This window comes from Pseudomonadota bacterium, from assembly GCA_016195085.1.
Lineage (GTDB): Bacteria > Pseudomonadota > Alphaproteobacteria > SHVZ01 > SHVZ01 > JACQAG01.
In genome coordinates this window covers 1-16693 of sequence record JACQAG010000072.1, presented here as the reverse complement: position 1 = coordinate 16693, position 16693 = coordinate 1, and the positions used below count along the sequence as shown (strand labels likewise).

The 16693-nt window shown below is 65.9% G+C and carries 18 protein-coding genes; 8 read left to right on the top strand and 10 right to left on the bottom strand.

From position 1 onward, the window contains the following. Nucleotides 1-8 precede the first annotated feature (8 nt). On the bottom strand, nt 9-833 hold the full coding sequence (locus HY058_19810; protein MBI3499547.1) for an alpha/beta hydrolase: 825 nt from the start codon (nt 831-833) through the stop codon (nt 9-11). Between the two features lie 54 nt (nt 834-887). Here HY058_19810 and HY058_19805 point away from each other — a divergent pair, with 54 nt between their 5' ends. Then, nucleotides 888-1265, top strand: coding sequence for a DsrE/DsrF/DrsH-like family protein (locus HY058_19805; GenBank protein ID MBI3499546.1), 378 nt, complete (start codon nt 888-890; stop codon nt 1263-1265). Between the two features lie 448 nt (nt 1266-1713). Here the strand turns inward: HY058_19805 and HY058_19800 are convergent, their stop codons facing one another. The 3 genes from HY058_19800 to HY058_19790 form a co-directional block, all read right to left on the bottom strand. After that, the gene (locus HY058_19800) at nt 1714-3606 is read right to left on the bottom strand and encodes a hypothetical protein (protein MBI3499545.1); all 1893 of its coding nucleotides are present in this window, start codon (nt 3604-3606) and stop codon (nt 1714-1716) included. Continuing rightward, nucleotides 3603-4235 (bottom strand): hypothetical protein, encoded by a 633-nt coding sequence (locus HY058_19795; GenBank protein ID MBI3499544.1) that lies wholly within the window; start codon nt 4233-4235, stop codon nt 3603-3605. Before HY058_19795 ends, HY058_19800 begins: the two co-directional genes overlap by 4 nt. A 297-nt stretch (nt 4236-4532) precedes the next feature. Beyond that, nucleotides 4533-5069: an RNA methyltransferase gene (locus tag HY058_19790; protein MBI3499543.1), complete on the bottom strand. Its 537-nt coding sequence runs from the start codon at nt 5067-5069 to the stop codon at nt 4533-4535. A 77-nt stretch (nt 5070-5146) separates the two neighbouring features. On the opposite strand from HY058_19790, the gene HY058_19785 reads away from it, so the two are divergent. The 3 genes from HY058_19785 (at nt 5147) to HY058_19775 (ending at nt 8194) form a co-directional block, all read left to right on the top strand. Then, on the top strand, nt 5147-6190 hold the full coding sequence (locus HY058_19785; GenBank protein MBI3499542.1) for an asparaginase: 1044 nt from the start codon (nt 5147-5149) through the stop codon (nt 6188-6190). Between the two features lie 13 nt (nt 6191-6203). Next, a complete protein-coding gene (locus HY058_19780) occupies nt 6204-7445 on the top strand; it encodes a class I SAM-dependent methyltransferase (GenBank protein MBI3499541.1) in 1242 nt (413 codons plus the stop codon). A 101-nt stretch (nt 7446-7546) separates the two neighbouring features. Next, complete coding sequence (locus HY058_19775; protein ID MBI3499540.1) at nt 7547-8194, top strand: glutathione S-transferase family protein; 648 nt, start codon at nt 7547-7549, stop codon at nt 8192-8194. 48 nt (nt 8195-8242) lie between these two features. On the opposite strand, the gene HY058_19770 is transcribed toward HY058_19775, so the two are convergent. The 5 genes from HY058_19770 to HY058_19750 form a co-directional block, all read right to left on the bottom strand. Further along, entirely contained in the window at nt 8243-8467 is a 225-nt protein-coding gene (locus HY058_19770) for a DUF1127 domain-containing protein (GenBank protein MBI3499539.1), read from the bottom strand. A gap of 110 nt (nt 8468-8577) precedes the next feature. Beyond that, entirely contained in the window at nt 8578-9750 is a 1173-nt protein-coding gene (locus HY058_19765; GenBank protein MBI3499538.1) for a pyridoxal phosphate-dependent aminotransferase, read from the bottom strand. A 15-nt stretch (nt 9751-9765) separates the two neighbouring features. After that, nucleotides 9766-10071 (bottom strand): hypothetical protein, encoded by a 306-nt coding sequence (locus HY058_19760; protein ID MBI3499537.1) that lies wholly within the window; start codon nt 10069-10071, stop codon nt 9766-9768. Between the two features lie 82 nt (nt 10072-10153). Continuing rightward, nucleotides 10154-11074, bottom strand: a complete 921-nt coding sequence (locus HY058_19755) for a diguanylate cyclase (GenBank protein MBI3499536.1) — start codon at nt 11072-11074, stop codon at nt 10154-10156. A 142-nt stretch (nt 11075-11216) separates the two neighbouring features. Then, nucleotides 11217-13181: an acetoacetate--CoA ligase gene (locus HY058_19750; GenBank protein ID MBI3499535.1), complete on the bottom strand. Its 1965-nt coding sequence runs from the start codon at nt 13179-13181 to the stop codon at nt 11217-11219. A 69-nt stretch (nt 13182-13250) separates the two neighbouring features. On the opposite strand from HY058_19750, the gene HY058_19745 reads away from it, so the two are divergent. From HY058_19745 to HY058_19735, 3 genes are all read left to right on the top strand, one after another. Then, complete coding sequence (locus tag HY058_19745; protein ID MBI3499534.1) at nt 13251-14255, top strand: DMT family transporter; 1005 nt, start codon at nt 13251-13253, stop codon at nt 14253-14255. A gap of 75 nt (nt 14256-14330) precedes the next feature. Further along, the gene (locus HY058_19740; GenBank protein ID MBI3499533.1) at nt 14331-14876 is read left to right on the top strand and encodes a GNAT family N-acetyltransferase; all 546 of its coding nucleotides are present in this window, start codon (nt 14331-14333) and stop codon (nt 14874-14876) included. Nucleotides 14877-14901: 25 nt separating this feature from the next. Beyond that, nucleotides 14902-15663, top strand: coding sequence for an SDR family NAD(P)-dependent oxidoreductase (locus HY058_19735; GenBank protein MBI3499532.1), 762 nt, complete (start codon nt 14902-14904; stop codon nt 15661-15663). 94 nt (nt 15664-15757) lie between these two features. Here the strand turns inward: HY058_19735 and HY058_19730 are convergent, their stop codons facing one another. Next, the gene (locus HY058_19730; GenBank protein MBI3499531.1) at nt 15758-16051 is read right to left on the bottom strand and encodes a 4a-hydroxytetrahydrobiopterin dehydratase; all 294 of its coding nucleotides are present in this window, start codon (nt 16049-16051) and stop codon (nt 15758-15760) included. Nucleotides 16052-16128: 77 nt separating this feature from the next. Between HY058_19730 and HY058_19725 the strand changes: the two genes are divergently transcribed. Continuing rightward, nucleotides 16129-16527 (top strand): metallopeptidase family protein, encoded by a 399-nt coding sequence (locus HY058_19725; GenBank protein ID MBI3499530.1) that lies wholly within the window; start codon nt 16129-16131, stop codon nt 16525-16527. The last annotated feature ends 166 nt before the right edge of the window (nt 16528-16693 follow it).

Sequence of the window (16693 nt, the reverse complement as noted above, 5' to 3'; positions counted from 1 at the left end):
AACCGCAGCTAGACGCCGAGATCATAGATGGCGGCCACTACGGCTTCTGGCGCGTCCTCCTGGAGCAAGTGTCCAGCCTTTGGCACGATCCGCAGCCGCGAACCCGGAACCATGCGCTGCAGACGAGCGCCCTGGGCGACCGGTATCCATCCGTCGTCCTCGCCCCAAAGGATGCTCAACGGGCAACGGATGGTGTCGAGCCGAGCCTCGACTTCGTCGGTGAAGCGCTCATCCATCTGTCCAATCTGCCGATAGAAGGCAGGTTGTCCAACCGGGCCAAGCCATGGCGAGAGGTAGGGTGCGAGCTCGGCATCGGAAATTTGGCGGGCCATCGTGCCGCGCAGGTAGCGCGCGACCATGGCCTCGTGGATATAGGCCGGAATGCCTTGGAATGCCGCCTCATGGTCACGAACGTGCCGCACGAAGGGCGACCCCCACGGCCGGATGGCGACCGGATCGATGAGCAAGATTCGATTGAAGTCGCATCCGTCGAGAAGATGCGCGCGTAGCACCGTTGCGCCGCCGAAATCGTGGCCGACGATTGCCGGACGGTCGAGCCGCCAATGCGCCAGAAGCGCCGCGAGCACCTTGTCTTGGACGGCAAGCGACACGTCTTGGCCTTCTCGCCTGGTGGATTGGCCATAGCCCAGAAGGTCATAGACATGGATTCGCCACGTGCGCCCCGCTTCCCGCGCGATCCGATGCCAGACATAGGACGAAAACGGTGTCCCATGAACGAGCACGAGATCGGGACCGGTGCCCATGACGCGGTACCTAATCGTGTCGCCCTCGTAGTCGAAGCTCCGATCGAGGGTCCATTCCATCGTCGACATCGCCCGCCTTTCCGTCACCTTGCAAGCGCGGCCCCGAGGCCGGACAATGCAAGCGTGGCCCGCAAGCTCATCATCGTGCTCGTCAACACCGATCCGCGCAACGGCGAGGAGCTGGGCGCGCCTTTCGTCCAGGCCGCGGTCGCCGCCGCCATGGACTATGAGGTCGAGGTCGTCTGCATGGCGACCGCCGGCAAGCTGATGCGCCGCGGCGTCGCCGAGACGCTGGTGGTCAAGCCCGGCGCCGATAAGACCGTCTACGACTTCATCAAGGAAGCCCATGAGCACGGCGCCAAGCTCTACGCCTGCCCGAGCAATCTCGATCTCTTCGACATGACCGAGGCGGACCTGATCCCGGAATGCGCCGGCTTCATCGGCTCGGCGCATCTCGTCGTCCAGATCATGGAGGACGACGTTCGCGTGCTGACCTATTGAGCGCCGCGCCCGGCTCTCGCAAAATCCGCTGGGCTCAGGCGCGACGCTATGAGTACGGGCAGCATCGGCGTCGCGATCGGATGAGTCCAACCCTCACACCGGCCCTCTCCCGCGGTGTGGGGGAGGGGGCATGAGCGAGGTATCGGCCACCCCCTCTCCCGCACCGCGGGAGAGGGTGAGGGTGAGGGTCTTGCATTGCTAAGCCGGCCAGCAGCCGCTCCACCTCCGCCCGCGTCAACGCGACGTCGTCGCAGAGATAGCGCCGGACCTCGCGGTCGGTCAGCAGCCGCCAGAGGCGATCGAGATCGCCCGTAGTCGCCGGCGACAGCACGAGGCGCGGGGTGGGGAGCATGGGGAGTGTCACCGAAGGCTCGACACATGCCGTTCGAACAGCCTCATGACCCAGAGGCGCGGCTCATATTGGGCGAATCTCGGCGCCGGCTCTTGACTAGAACCCAAACCGTTGAAGCGGCGTTTGTGTCCCGTTCGGCAAGGTCAGGATCGCTGTCGTCGGCGTCGAGAATTGAATCGATATCGTGCCGCGGTCGGCATATAGGCTTGACGCCTTATAGGCTCCGCCCAGCGTTTGCCCGCCTCGATATTCTTGAAGCGTGCCTTCATAGAGCGTGGGCGAGCTCATCGTTGCCTGGCTGATGTACCACGCGGCCTGGCCGGAGCTGTCGTACATGTAGCCCGACAGGAACATCGTGGTGTCCTGCACCTCGAAGAAGAACCCCCTACCAGCCTCCCCCGGATTCCACCACCAGCCCGTCTGCGGCATGCCGGCGGCGGGGCCGGCGGCCGCACCTCCTGGCACGAAATCAAAGCGTTGGATCGGCGTGGTACCTCCGGGCCAGGTCAGCTGCCCAACCGTTGGCGAGGCGAAGCTGAGCGTCACAGAGCCGACCGAGCCGCTCAAAACTGGGACGCCGTAGCTTCCGGACAGGGTTTGCCCATTGGCATATTGCTGGAGCGGTCCTTGGAAGGTCAGATTGCTCTGCTGAGGGCTCATCGCAACGAACCAGAGCGGCGTGCCGTCACCTGCGTAGAGATAGCTCGACATAAAGATGTTGTTGCCGCTGACCTCGAAGCTGAAGCCTCGGCCGCTCTCTGTCGGATTCCACCACCAGCCTGTCTGAGGACGGCTGCTGGCAGCGCCTTTGACCAAGGTCCATGACCGGCGTCGCGTCATGATGCTGTTCGGATCGCGAATCACCATGGACGTGCGGTCGCTCACGGCGACCTCGAGAACCGATCCTCCGGTCGGAAGGGCAGCGAGCGCCGCTGCGGACAGTGTCAGCGTGGCATTCTGGCCAGCCAACTGTCCGCTGAGGCGCCACGCGATCGACAACGCTGATCCACTGGCGGGAACCAGCGTCGATACGCTGAAAGTGGCATCGCTTCCGCCGTCGACGGCAACACTGCTCGACGCCGGCGACGCCGAGTCGATCGGATTGATTCTCGCATAGATGCTTCGAAGCAACTGCTCCTGGTTGACTTGGTAGTAGGGTATTCCCAGGTGATTCATCTTCGAATCGTGCGTCGGACGAAAATATTGAGGGCAAAAATAGCCACCGAGGTATGCGCCGGGCACGTCAGGACCGGAATCAGGGCTGGGCAGCGGCGTTGCCGCATCGACCCACGCGGTCCAAGGCAGCGACGCCCGGTCGGAGGTGGGTGCCACGTTGAACTTGTTGACGGGGGCACCGTAGATGCCGGCCGCGCAAGTGCTAGGGTCCACATATTCGTCGGAAAGGTTCGCAAACGAGTGGCCGACCTCATGCATCATCACCTGCGATGCATTGGGATCGAGAGAGACAACGCTGAATGCTCCGCCCGATCCCCCATACCGGCTGTCGTTGACCAGAACGACGACCATCATGGGTACGCCAGCCGGCATTTCCTGAGCAACGGCCGTATTGACCTTCTGGCTATCGGCGCACAGCAGGCGTTGGATGCCGAAGCAATTGAAATAAGAACCGAAGGCGGTGTCATGGGTCTGGCTTTGGGAATCGGCGCCACCGGATTGATTGCTCGCTCGATCGATGCGCCAGACGTTGAAATAGGTCCGATAGCTCAACCAGGGGTCTTCGCTGAAGAAGGTTCCCATCAAGCTGCCGGCATCGGTGGCGAACTTGGACAGCTCGATGCTGCGATAACCATCGCCGAGGATGACTATGTTGACGCGGTTGGCGGCAGGGCCGTTCGTCTGCAGGGCCGCGGCAGTCGCCCTGGCATCGGAAATGCCAGCCGTGAGGATCGCCACGACGACGATCAGCCTCGTCGGCACGAGCCGACCTATCGCACGCCGACCCATCGACGCGCGGGAGACGCCGGTCAAGGCAGCCTCAAGATCCTATCGCGGGCCCGGATAGGACCGCCATCGGCACGGTCGACGATACGCAGTCTGAGAACGGCGGCCCCGGGCAAGTCGGGGACGTCCAGCAACAATTCGCCGGCGCCGACCCAACCATCCAAACGCCTGAAGAGCCGACCATCGGCATCGGACAGCTCGCCACGGACGTAGCGAGGATCAGGTGCAGACCCAGCCTGCAGCACGGCACCTTGGTCATCTTCGATCTGGAAGGCAATGACGCCCGGCTCTGCCGCCGTCAAATCGCTGACGACGGGCGCGGCACGCATCGTCGCTCCGGGAATCGCGGTGCTGGCACGGAGGGCAACATTGGGAGCGTATGCCGGTGCGGCGGTAGGTTCGCCGAAACCAAGATCGATAGTCAGGCGGCGCAGAGGGACAGGATCGGCGGGCAGCGCCGATATCATCGCGGCAGAGCTGCCGGGCGTCGCGACAACCTCGACCGACTGCAGCTCCGGACTTGCAAGCAGCAGATCCAGCCCGGCGGCATTGATCTCGTAGAGGGTCGTCACACCCTCGCCGCCAACGCGACGCGCCGCAACGCGGGCAAGAACGACCGCAGGCAGCGGGATCAATTCAACCACCCGCACGACCATGCGGGAAGGCGCTCCCGCTGGCGAGGCGGCCGGAGGATCATCCGCCCTAGCGCTAACAATCCCCGGCAGAAATGCCAAGGATGCCAGCAAGATGACGGTACCCAGAAATGGCATTCCCTGAACCTCTCGCGCGCCTGCGTTGGCGCGGGCCTCCACAACACAGTTAGCACGTTCCCGCCGGACACGCCCGGCAGCGATTGGGCCGATGTCGACCGCGCGGCGTGTTGCTAAGCCTCGACGATGAAAAGCCGACTGACATCATCTGATCAAGCCAAGAGCGGGACTCTGACGGCCGTCTCACCCAGGCCCGCGGCGGCGGAAGGCGGGCGGGCCGAATTGCGGTGGGGCCAAGGATTCGGTGGGGCCGCCGGCGGCGACCGGCCGGGGCGCGAAGCGGCCGAGGCTGATGGTGCGATCGTAGAGCACGATCGCGCCGGCGATCGCGAGGTTGATGGAGAAGCGCGTGGGGATGCGCACGACATGGGCGCAGCGGGCGAGCATCGCCTCGGACAGGCCGAAGCGTTCCGAGCCCAGCACGTATGCGGCGGTGCGGGGATGGCGAAAGCTCGGCAGCTCGTTCGCGTCCTTCGCGATCTCGATGCCGACGAGCTGGCAGCCATGCGGCAGGGTGAAGCTGGCGAGATCGGGATATTCGTAGAACGGCACCTGGTCGCCCGTGTCCGAGGTGTCGGCGAGCCCGCCCTCGTCGCGGTCGTAGACGGCGGCGATGGTGAAGACGAAGCTCGCTCCAAAGGCATGCGCGGTGCGAAACAGGCTGCCGACATTCATCGCCTTGCTGATACCCTCGACACCGATGCCGAAATAGCCGCGCATGAAGCGGACCTTGCACCACGAGGAGCATGGGGGCAAGGTGACGCGAACCCGGTCAACAATCCCTCCACCAGCACCCCATGATCAGCCGCCCCCACCCACGTGCCGAACCGATGATCGCCCCACCGATCCTGGCGGAGGTGACCCGTGGCGATATGGTCGAAAGCCGCCATCGCGGCTCGCTCGCCGTGATCGATGCCAAGGGCCGTGTCCTCGAGGCCCTGGGCGAGATCGGGACGCCGATCTATCCGCGTTCGGCGATCAAGCCGTTGCAGGCCATCGTCTTGGTCGAATCCGGTGCCGCGGAGCGGTTCCAGGTGAGCGACCGCGAGGTGGCGCTGGCGTCCGCGTCGCACAATGGCGAGCCCATGCATGTGGACGCGGTTAGGGCTTGGCTGCAACGGATCGAACTCTCCGAAGCCGATCTCGAATGCGGCGTGCAGCTGCCGAGCTATACCGAGGTCGCCCATAGGCTGATCCGCTCCGGCATCGAGCCGAGCCAGCTCCACAACAACTGCTCGGGCAAGCACACGGGCTTTCTCACCGTCGCCCGGCATCTGGGTGTGCCGACCAAGGGTTACATCAACCCCGATCATCCGGTGCAGCGGGCGCTCCTCGCGTTGTTCGAGGAGCTCTGCGAGGCCAATCTGCGGCAGCGCCCGCGCGGGCGCGACGGCTGCAGCATTCCGGTCTTCGGCGTGAGCTTGACCGAGATGGCCCGCGCGCTCGCGCACCTGGCCGACCCAACGGGGCTTTCGCCTGGGCGCGCCGCCGCCTGCCGGCGCGTCGTCGCCGCGGTCGCCGCAAATCCGCTCATGATCGCCGGCACCGGCCGCTTCGATTCTAAGGTGATCGCCGCGTGCCGCGGCAGAATCCTGGTCAAGGGCGGGGCCGAGGGCGTGCATGCGGCGGCCTTGCCGGAGAAGGGAATCGGCGTGGCGATCAAGATCGAGGATGGCGCCGGACGCGCCTCTGGCATCGCCATGGGTCAAGCCCTTGTCCGCCTGGGCGCGCTCAGCCGGGAGGAGGCCGCATCGCTCGCCGATGAATTCACCCCAACATTGAGGAATTGGGTCGGCACCCCGGTCGGCCAGATTCACCCCGCCAGCGACGCGGCGTTCTGACGGGCGGCTTCCATTGACTCGCGACAACGATCCGGTTCGCGCCCAGTACGAAACCTATCCCTACCCACCGCGGGACCCGCGGGATGAATCGAAGCGGCTGATCGAGGGCAGCCCCAGCCACCTCCTCGAGATCGACCACTACATCTACGCCGGCAAACGCGACTGGCGCCTGCCGTTCCGCGCGCTCATTGCCGGCGGCGGTACCGGCGACGGGGCGATCATGCTGGCGCAGCACCTGGCCGACCGCGCTGTTCCGGCGGCGGTCAACTACATCGACCTCTCCAGCGCCTCTTTGGCCGTGGCGAAGGCCCGCGCGAAGGCGCGGGGCCTTGCCAACATCAGCTTCGAGCAACGCGCGATCGAAGCCGTGGACGAGGAGGCGGCCTTCGACTACATCGATTGCTGCGGGGTGCTGCATCACCTCGCATATCCAAAAGCCGGGCTCGCCCGCTTGGCGCGCGCGCTCAAGCCCGAGGGCGGCATCGGCCTCATGGTCTATGCCACCTTCGGGCGCACCGGCGTCTATCCGATGCAGGCGCTGATCCGCCAGATCGCCGACGATCTCCCCGATCGCGAGCGGATCTCGCTGACGCGACGGCTCTTGGCCCAGCTTCCGCCCACCAACTGGTTGCAGCGCAACCCCTTCGTCGGGGATCACGTCACGGGCGACGATGCAGGCGTCTACGATCTCCTGTTGCATCGCCAGGATCGCTCCTACTCCGTGCCGGAGCTGGCTGAGCTCCTCGCCGGCGCCGGACTCAGAGTGTCGTCCTTCATCGAGCCCGCGCGCTATGAGCCAAGGAGCTACGTCAGCGACGCCACCTTGTTGCCGCGTTTCGACCGCCTGGCTCCCTTGGATCGGGCCGCGGCGGCCGAGCGGCTTGCGGGCAACCTTGCCCGTCACGTGCTCTATGCGGTTAGAGCCGACAACGCCGGGCCGAGCGTAGCCAGCCCTGACAGTCCCGATTGGGTCCCGGTCTTCCGCAATCTCGATCCTGCCACCGTGGCCGCCGGGATCAAGCCATCCGGTACCCTGACCGCCGAGGTCGACGGCGTCATTCTGCGCTCTCCCCTGCCGCCTCTCGCCCCGGCGATCGCAAAGCGCATCGACGGGCGATCCAGCCTTGGTGAAATCCGACAGGCGCTGACGGGCGAGGTCGCCAAGGATCTGGACGAGGCCGCGTTCGATCGCCAGTTCCGGCTGTTCTATGCCGCCTTCAATGGCTTGAACCGCCTGCTGCTGCGCCAGCGCTAGCGGTGCCGCGCAAGCGGCTTGACGTATCGGTAAGTATCCACTTACGATATGCCATCGCGATCGGGCGGCAGGTCCATCGCTGTCGATAGGGAGAGCAACTCATGGCCGAGATCACCATCCACGGCATCCCGGGAAGCCCTTTTGTCAGGAGCGCCTTGCTGGGCCTGGAGGAGAAGGGTGTCTCCTACCGTCTGGCCGCCATGGCAATGGGCGAGCACAAGAGCGAGGCGCATCTGCAGCGCAACCCCTTCGGCCGTATACCGGTGCTGGATCACGGTGCGTTTCGGCTCTACGAGACGCAGGCGATCCTGCGCTACGTCGACGCCGCCTTTCCCGGGCCGGCACTGCAGCCCAAAGAGGTGCCTGCCGCCGCGCGCATGAATCAGATCGCCGGCATCGTCGATTGGTATTTTTTCCCGCAGGTCTCGGCGACGATCACCTGGCAGCGCATCATCGTGCCGCAGTTCCGGGGCGGCACGCCGGACGAAGCAGTGATCGCCGCTGCGCTGCCGAATGCGCGGATCTGCGTGGACGAGCTCGAGCGACTGAAAGGCGACAACGCCTTCATGGCCGGCGGCCAGATTTCGATCGCCGATCTGATGCTGGCGCCGCACCTTGCCTATTTCGCGAGGACGCCGGAAGGCGCGGGCATGCTGAAAGGCAAGACGCTCGCCGCCTGGCTCGCGCGCATGAACGAGCGCGCGAGCATGCAGGCGACGGAGCGGGAAAAGCTGCTCAGCGCCGCCTGAGCCCGAGCCCAGCGAGCCCGCCGGCCCAGGGGACGGCTGGCCGAGGGCTTAAGCGCGCCAGAACGGCTTCGAGGCCTCGAACTCGACGTCGAGGCGCGACACGCCCAGATCCTGCAGCAGCCGGTCATCCATGCTGAGGAGATGCCGCCGCTCGGAGGCCCGGCGCTGCCAGAGCAAGAGCGTGTCGACGATGCGCCGCGGCAGGTCGGCCAAGCCGAGGGGCCGCGCGCTGGAAAGACTGCTGGCCGAGTTGGCCGTGGAGGGGGTCCGCATGGGTAACTCCGTCGCGTCATTGTGCGTTGCACAACGAACATGTGCGCGGACACGCATGCAGACAATGCTTGGCTCGGCATGGGAGCCATGCGGTCATGGCATGGCAGCGCTTAGATCTTGCTGAGCGCCGTCTCGATGCGGTCCATGGCGCGGCTCAGGGTTTCGGGTGCGCTGGCAAAGCACAGCCTGAGATGGCCCTCCCCGCCCGCCCCGAAGGCGGTGCCGGGGGCGAGGCCGACCCGATGCTCGGCCACCAGGCGTTTGGCGAAGGCGAGGCTGTCCTTCATGCCATCCACCCGGAAGAAGGCATAGAAGGCCCCGGCGGGGCGCAGAAGCGAGACCCGCCGCATGCCGGAAAGCCGCTGGAACACCAGATCCCGCGCCCGGCGGTAGCGCTGGAGCTGCGCTTCGACGAACGGCTCCCCCGCCTCGACCGCGGTCACCCCGGCCCATTGCACGAAGGTGTTGGAGCCGCTGGTGTTGAACTCGTTCAGGCGATGCAAGGTCGCGACCAGGAAGGAGGGTGCCGTGACCCATCCCAGGCGCCAGCCGGTCATGCACCAGGTCTTGGAGAAGCTGTTGATCGCAATCACCCGGTCCTCGGGTTCGGCCAGGGAGAGGAACGAGGGTGCCACCGGCGCCTCGTAGACGATGCGCTCGTAGACCTCATCGGCGATGATCCAGATCCCGCGGCGGCGGCAATAGTCGAGGATCTGCCGCTGCTGCTCGGATGTCATCATCCATCCCGTGGGATTGCCCGGGCTGTTGAGGAAAAGCGCGCGGGCATCCTCGCCGAGGGCGGCGAACAGCTTCTCCAGATCGAGATGCCAGACGCCGTTCTCGGCTTCGAGCAGCACCGGCGTGACCGTCCCGCCCTGGGCCTGGATCACCGCGGCGGCATTGGGCCAGAGCGGGTGCGGAATGACGACGCGGTCGCCCGGATCGATGAGCGACTGCATCACCACCTGGATGGCGCTCATGCCGGATGCGGTCACCACGATCCGCTCGGGATCGATGGCGCGGCCCTTCAAGCCTTCCTGGTAGAGGGCGAGCGCCCGCCTGAGCTCGGCAATGCCGCCGGACGGCGTGTACTGGGTCTTGCCCGCTGCCATGGCGGCGGAGGCCGCATCGCAGATGAAGCGCGGCGTCGGCAGATCCGGCTCGCCGAACCAGAGCGGGATCACGTCCGTATTGGTCATCCACGGAGCGGCGACTTCGCGAATCTTCGAATCCGCGAGCGCGTCGATGCGGGGCCGGACCGCCGGCCGCAGAGCGATATTCACGTCTAAATCGCTTGCCTATTCTTCCGGCTTTTCCGTGGGCGGGCGGAAGAAATCATTCGGCTCGTAGCCGAAGATCACCTTGAAGGAGTTGGTCACGTCGTGGCGATCCTTGTCATCGACCTTGAGCGTTTCCTTGCAGAAGTCGTTCTGCTCGGCCAGCGTCTGGCGGCAGAGCTTGATGAACACGTCCATCAGCTCCTGGAAGGCAAGGAACCGCGCGCAGCCGATGGCATCGGAGCGCACGCGAAACACCGAGGTCACGGCACCCATGCGCGTGATCATGTGCTCCAGCTCCTTGAGGCGGTGTACATCCTCGATCACGGGCCTGTCTCCTCGCTCGTTTGTCCGCTTGCCCCGGAGGGTACAGGCAATCGCCCGGCTTCCACCAGTCCTACCGGGGTATTCAGGCCACCGGGTTCGTCGGCAGGTCCTCGCGCCAAACCTCGACGCGATTGCGTCCCTGCTGCTTCGCCTCGTAGAGGGCTCGGTCGGCCCGCTCGATCAACGTCTCGATCGGCACGTCGGCGATCGCCAACGCGATGCCGAAGGAGACGGTCACCTGCACGCGCTCACCGTCCTCCACCTCGATCGGCTGCTCGGCCAGGCGCTGGCGCAGGCGATCCAGCGTGCGCTGGGCCTGATCGAGCGCGGTGTCGGGCAAGCAGAATAGAAACTCCTCGCCGCCATAGCGAAAGAGCGAGTCGTAGGGCCTGAGGCTCGACAGGAACGAGCCCGCCGCCGCCAGGAGCACCCGGTCGCCCACGACATGGCCGTAGCGGTCGTTGATCTGCTTGAAATGGTCGAGATCGCCCAAGGCGAAGCAACAGGGCTGATGGGTGCGCTGGGCGCGATCCTGCTCGCGGGCGAGCTCGGCCAGCATGCTCTTGCGGTTGTGCACGCCGGTCAGCGGGTCGAGGTCGGATAAGGCTGCGCGAAACGCGCGCTCGAGCCGCCGGGCCTGGCCCTGGAAGGCCACGACCTTGGCCATGAAGGCCTCGTACTCCTCCGCCGGCACCCGGGAATCCTTCCACGCGCGCGCCGCCAGCCAGCGCCCGTGGTCATGCATCAGGCGATGGGCGTCGCCTAGTTCGTCGAAGGCCGGCTGGTCGACGATCCCGGCGCCGCCATGCAGGTCGTACCAGCTGCCGAAGCGGCAGAGGTAGTGGGCGTTCTCCGAGACGAGATCGGAGGAGGGCTGCAGCTTGCAGACGACCGAACGATGCCAGCGCTGCAGCCAGGCCTGATGCTCCTCGATCGCCGCCTCGAGCACGGCCAGGATCTCCTCGACGCTGCGGCGCGACAAGGACTGCAGCAGATCGCTCACGCTTCCGTGCTCATCGGTCGTGGCTTCACCGCGTTCCAACCATGAAGACCCTCACCCGCCTCGCTTTCGCTCGGCACCCTCTCCCGCACCGCGGGAGAGGGTCGGGGTGAGGGTCTTCGTATGGCACTTGCAATCCTGCTCATCAGCTCGCCAACTCAGCGCGATCCCGATAGAGCGCGAGCGCTTCCGGGTTGGCGAGCGCGTCCACGTTCTTGACCGGCCGGCCATGCACCACGTTGCGCACCGCAAGCTCGACGATCTTGCCTGACTTGGTGCGCGGAATGTCGGCGACCTGCAGGATCTTTGCCGGCACGTGCCGAGGGCTGGCGCCGATGCGCACCTGCTTGCGGATCTTGTCCTCGATCTCCTTGGTGAGCGGAATCCCGTCGCGGAGCTTCACGAACAAGACCACGCGCACGTCGTTGTCCCAGTCCTGGCCGATGACCAGGCTCTCCACCACCTCGTCGATCTGCTCGACCTGCCGGTAGATCTCCGCGGTGCCGATGCGCACGCCGCCCGGCTTCAAGGTCGCATCGGAGCGGCCATAGATGATGAGGCCGTCATGCTGGGTCAGCTCGACATAGTCGCCGTGGCACCAGACATTCGGATATTTCTCGAAATAGGCGGCCCGGTACTTCGCCCCGTCGGGATCGTTGAAGAACTCGATCGGCATGCAGGGGAACGGCGCCGTGCACACGAGCTCGCCCTTCTCGCCCCGGACCGGGTTGCCGTCCTCGTCCCAGACCTCGACCTTGAGGCCGAGCCCGCGCGCCTGCAGCTCGCCGCGCCACACTGCGCCCACGGGATTGCCCAAGGCGAAGCAGGAGACGATATCGGTGCCGCCGGAGATCGAAGAGAGGCAGACATCGGCCTTGATGTCCGCATAGACGTAATCGAAGCTCTCCGGCGCCAAAGGCGAGCCGGTCGAGCAGATCGTGCGCATGCTGGCGAGGCTGTGGGTCAGGCGCGGCTTCAGGCCCGCCTTGGCGACGGCATCGATGAACTTCGCCGAAGTGCCGAAGAGCGTGCATGTCTCCGCATCGGCGTAGTCGAAGAGAATGTTTCCGGAGGGGTGGAACGGCGAGCCGTCATAGAGGAGCAGCGTCGCCTCGGATGCCAGCGCCGAGACCAGCCAGTTCCACATCATCCAGCCGCAGGTGGTGAAGTAGAACACCCGGTCGCCGGCCCTCACGTCGGAATGCAGCCGGTGCTCTTTCAGATGCTGGAGCAGCGTTCCGCCGGCGCCGTGCACGATGCATTTGGGCACGCCCGTGGTACCCGAGGAGTAGAGGATGTAGAGCGGGTGGTTGAAGGGGAGCTGCTCGAAGGCGATGGCACCCTTGCCCGTTACCTTGACGAACTCCGCCCAAGGGAGCGCCCGCGGCAGCTTCGAGAGATCGGCGCTCTCGCGCGTATAGGAGACGATCACCGCCTTCTCGACGGTAGGCAGCTGAGCCAGGATCTCCTGGAGCTTGCCGAGCGTGTCGAAGGCCTTGCCGTTGTAGTAGTAGCCCTCGGCCGCCACCAGGATCTTGGGCTTGATCTGGCCGAAGCGGTCGATGACGCCGCTCACGCCGAAATCGGGCGAGCATGACGACCACACCGCGCCGACGCTGGCAGCACCCAGCGCGGCGATCACCGTCTCCGGCATGTTCGGCATGAAGCCGGCGACCCGGTCGCCCGGCTTCACACCCTGGCCGCGCAAGGCCGCGGCGAAGCCGGCGACCGCACCCTGGAGCTCATCCCAGCTCAAGCGCCGGCGCACCTTATCCTCGCCCCAGAAGACGATGGCGTCCTCATTCCCGCGACGCCTCAGCAGGTTTTCGGCGAAGTTGAGCCTGGCGTCGGGAAAGAATTTGGCCCCGGGCATCTTTCCGGGGTTCTCGATCGTCCGCTCGCCTTGGGCGGCGGCTTTGACCCCGGCATAGGACCAGAGTGCCTGCCAGAACCGCTCCGGCTCGCGGATCGACCACTCATCGAGCCCGGGATAGTCGGCGATCTTGACGCCAAATGCGCGCCCGATATGGGCGATGAAGCCGGTGAGGTTCGCCCGCTGGATCCGCTCCGGCGTCGGCTGCCACAGCGGCGCCTCGTTGGACGAGTCCATTGTTCGCTTCCCCCTATCCCTTGGGCTCTCGCCGTCCTAGACTTCGTTCCTCAGGCGGCTCGATGTTCCGTGCTATACCGCGCCGATCCGGCGCCGGGCAAGGTCCGCTTGGTCGACAGTAGCGGGCCATCCCTCTTGCTTGCGCGCTTTGCCCCAAAATCGGCTGCCGTCGAGGGCATGCTGTGGATGCTGGCTGCTGCCGGCACCGGCACCTTCATGTCCACCGCGATCCGGCTGGCGTCCAGCGAATTGCATCCGATGCAGGTGGCGTTCTTCCGCTGCGTCTTCGGCGTCCTCTACATGCTGCCCTGGCTCATCCGCTCGGGGCTCGGCACAATGCGCACCACCCGCATGCGGCTCTATTGGTTGCGGGCGCTCATCGCCGCCGCCTCGCTGCTCTCCTGGTTCTACGCGGTCTCGCGCATGCCGATCGCGGAAGCGACCGCGCTTGGCTTCACCACGCCGCTCTTTGCCACCATGGGGGCGGCCTTGATCCTGCGCGAGACCGTGCGCCTCAGGCGCTGGTCGGCCACGATCGTCGGCTTCCTCGGCGTCCTCCTGATCGTGCGCCCCGGCCACCAGGACATCGGCCTGCCGGCGATGCTGGCGCTCTTCTCCTCGGTCACCGCGGCCGCCTCGGTGCTCCTGATCAAGACCTTGGCGCGCACCGAAGCCGCGAACGCGATCGTCACCTACACCATGCTGTATCTGACGCCGATGGCCTTGGGCCCCGCACTCCTGGTCTGGCAGACGCCCTCCTTGAAGGCGCTCGGCCTTTGCCTTCTCGTCGGCGTCGTCGGCACCACCAGCGCGCTGTGCCAGACCCGGGCCTTCGCCTGCGCCGATGCCTCCGCGGTGCTGCCGATCGACTACATCCGGCTGCCTTTCGTGGCGCTCATCGGCTACATCGCCTTCGGCGAGGTACCCGACCAGTTCGTGTGGATCGGCGGCGCCATCATCGCCGCCGCGTCGGTCTACATCGCGCACCGTGAGGCGATCGTCGCCCGTTCCGCTTTGGCCGCGGCGGCGACCGCCGAGCATCCGCTGCCGAAGGCGCTCGAGCCAAAATCTTGACCCGCTCCAGAAAGATCGCTGACGAACCCGCCTGCCGAAGACTATAACGAGACGCTGCCCCATGAGGTAAGAAGCGTGGCCGAGCAAACCCAGCATCCGGCGTCCGCTCCCGCCGCCGCCCATGTCCGCCGGGCGACGGTGACCGATGCAGCCACGCTGATCCGGCTCTTGGGCCAGCTCATAGCCGAGACCGACTTCCTCGGGCCCCAGCCCGGCGAGCAGGTGCTGTCGGCGGACCGGCTGGCCGAGCATATCGGCACGCGGGCATCAGGCGAGCACGGGATCATCGTCATCGCCTCTGCCGGCGGGCAGCTCGTGGGCTATATCGAGGCCCATGCCGGCCAATTCCGGGCCATCCGTCACAGCTGCAACATCCTGGGCGTGGGCGTGCTCCGCACCTTTCAGGGACGCGGCATCGCCACCTCCATGTTCAAGATGCTCCGAGAATGGGGTTCCGAGCACGCCAAGCACCGTTTCATGCTGACGGTGCGGGCCGACAATGTGTCGGCCCTCGCCCTCTATGAGCGTCAAGGCTTCAAGCGCGAAGGCGTGCTGCACCGCCAGGTATTCGTCGGCGGCCAGTACCGCGACGAATACATGATGGCGCTCTGGGTCGACTAAGCGCGGGATAAAGGGGGAAACGACAATGCAGCTGGCAGGTGTGCCGGCCCTGGTGACCGGCGGCGGATCGGGGCTCGGCGAGGCGACGGCCCGCGCGCTGGCCGGTGCGGGCGCCAAGGTGGCGATCCTCGACGTCAACCAGAAGGCGGCGGCGCGGGTGGCGGCCGATATCGGCGCCTTCGCCATCGCCTGCGACGTGGCCGATGCCGCCTGGGGCGAGGCGGCGGTTTCCGGCGCGGCGGCGGTCAACGGCCCGGCCCGCATCGCCGTCAACTGCGCCGGGATCGGACCGGCGGACCGCATCGTCGGCAAGGACGGGCCGATGGCCCTCGACCAGTTCCGCCGCGTGATCGAGATCAATCTCATCGGCAGCTTCAACATCATGCGTCTGGCCGCCGCCGGCATGCAGGCGCTGCCGCCCTTGGCCGATGGCGAGCGCGGCGTCATCATCTCCACCGCGTCGGTCGCCGCCTATGAAGGCCAGATCGGCCAGGCCGCCTATGCCGCCTCCAAAGGCGGCATCGTCGCCTTGACCTTGCCGGCTGCGCGCGAGTTCGCCCGCCATGGCATTCGCGTGGTCGCGATCGCGCCCGGGCTCTTCGCCACGCCGATGCTGATCGGCATGCCCGAGCAGGTCAAGACCAACCTCGCCGCCAGCGTCCCCTTCCCCTCGCGCCTCGGCAAACCCGAGGAATACGCCCGCCTGGTGCTGGCGATCATCGACAACCCGATGCTGAACGGCGAAGTCATCCGCCTCGACGGCGCCATCCGCATGCAGCCGCGGTAGCGTCGGCACCAATCGAGGGCGGCCTTGCGGTCGCTCACATGGATATGCACGTGATCCAGCCGCTGGACGCGGAACGATGTTTCGCCAGCTCAGGTCACTCCCGCGCGGCGCTCTCGATGAAGGTCGCGAGCTTGATGTCGCGCTCGCTGACGCCGCCGGCATCATGGGTCGAGAGCGTGATGTCGACACGGTTGTAGACGTTGAACCACTCGGGATGGTGGTCCAGCTTCTCCGCCATCAAGGCGATGCGCGCCATGAACCCCCAGGCCGCATTGAAATCCTTGAACTTGAAGGATTTCTGAATGGCGTCGCGATCCTTGACCTCGCTCCAGCCGGGAAGCTGGGAGATCGCCTTGGCGCGCCCGGCGCCGGTGAGCTTGCCTGCCATCGCATTCTCCCTTGGTCGCCTATCGGGCTTGGTTAACGCGCCTTGAGGGCGCGCGCAAGCATCGCTAATTTCGGGCCATGGCTATCGCCAGCACCAAACCGCCGAGCCTCGCCGACATCGAGGCGATCGCCTACGAGGCCTTCGCCTCGATCCCGGAGGCGCTGCGCCAGCATGCCGAGGGCGTGGTGATCCGGGTCGACGAGTTTCCCGACGAGGAGACCGAGCGCGACATGGGGCTCGAAAGCCCCTTCGACATTCTCGGCCTCTATCGCGGCACCGCGCTCGACCGCAAGAGCCTCCACGATGTGCCGCACCAGCCCGACATGGTCTTCCTCTACCGTAGGCCGCTCTTGGACTTTTGGGCGGAATCGGGCGAGGATCTGCATCACCTCGTGCGCCACGTGCTGATCCACGAGATCGGCCATCACTTCGGCTTTTCGGACGAAGACATGGAAGCGATCGAAGCCGGCGTGTGAGGCCGATCGAGACCAGGCCCGCAACCTAGCCGATCTTCGCGGATTCGACCCGGCTTTTGGGATTGTTTTGCCTGTAAGTTGTTGAGCTGGCACAGGCTGGGTATGGCGAAACGGCTGTAGTGCAGACCAATGCTGTTTCCCCGGAGCGCAATCTGCCGATAATGAT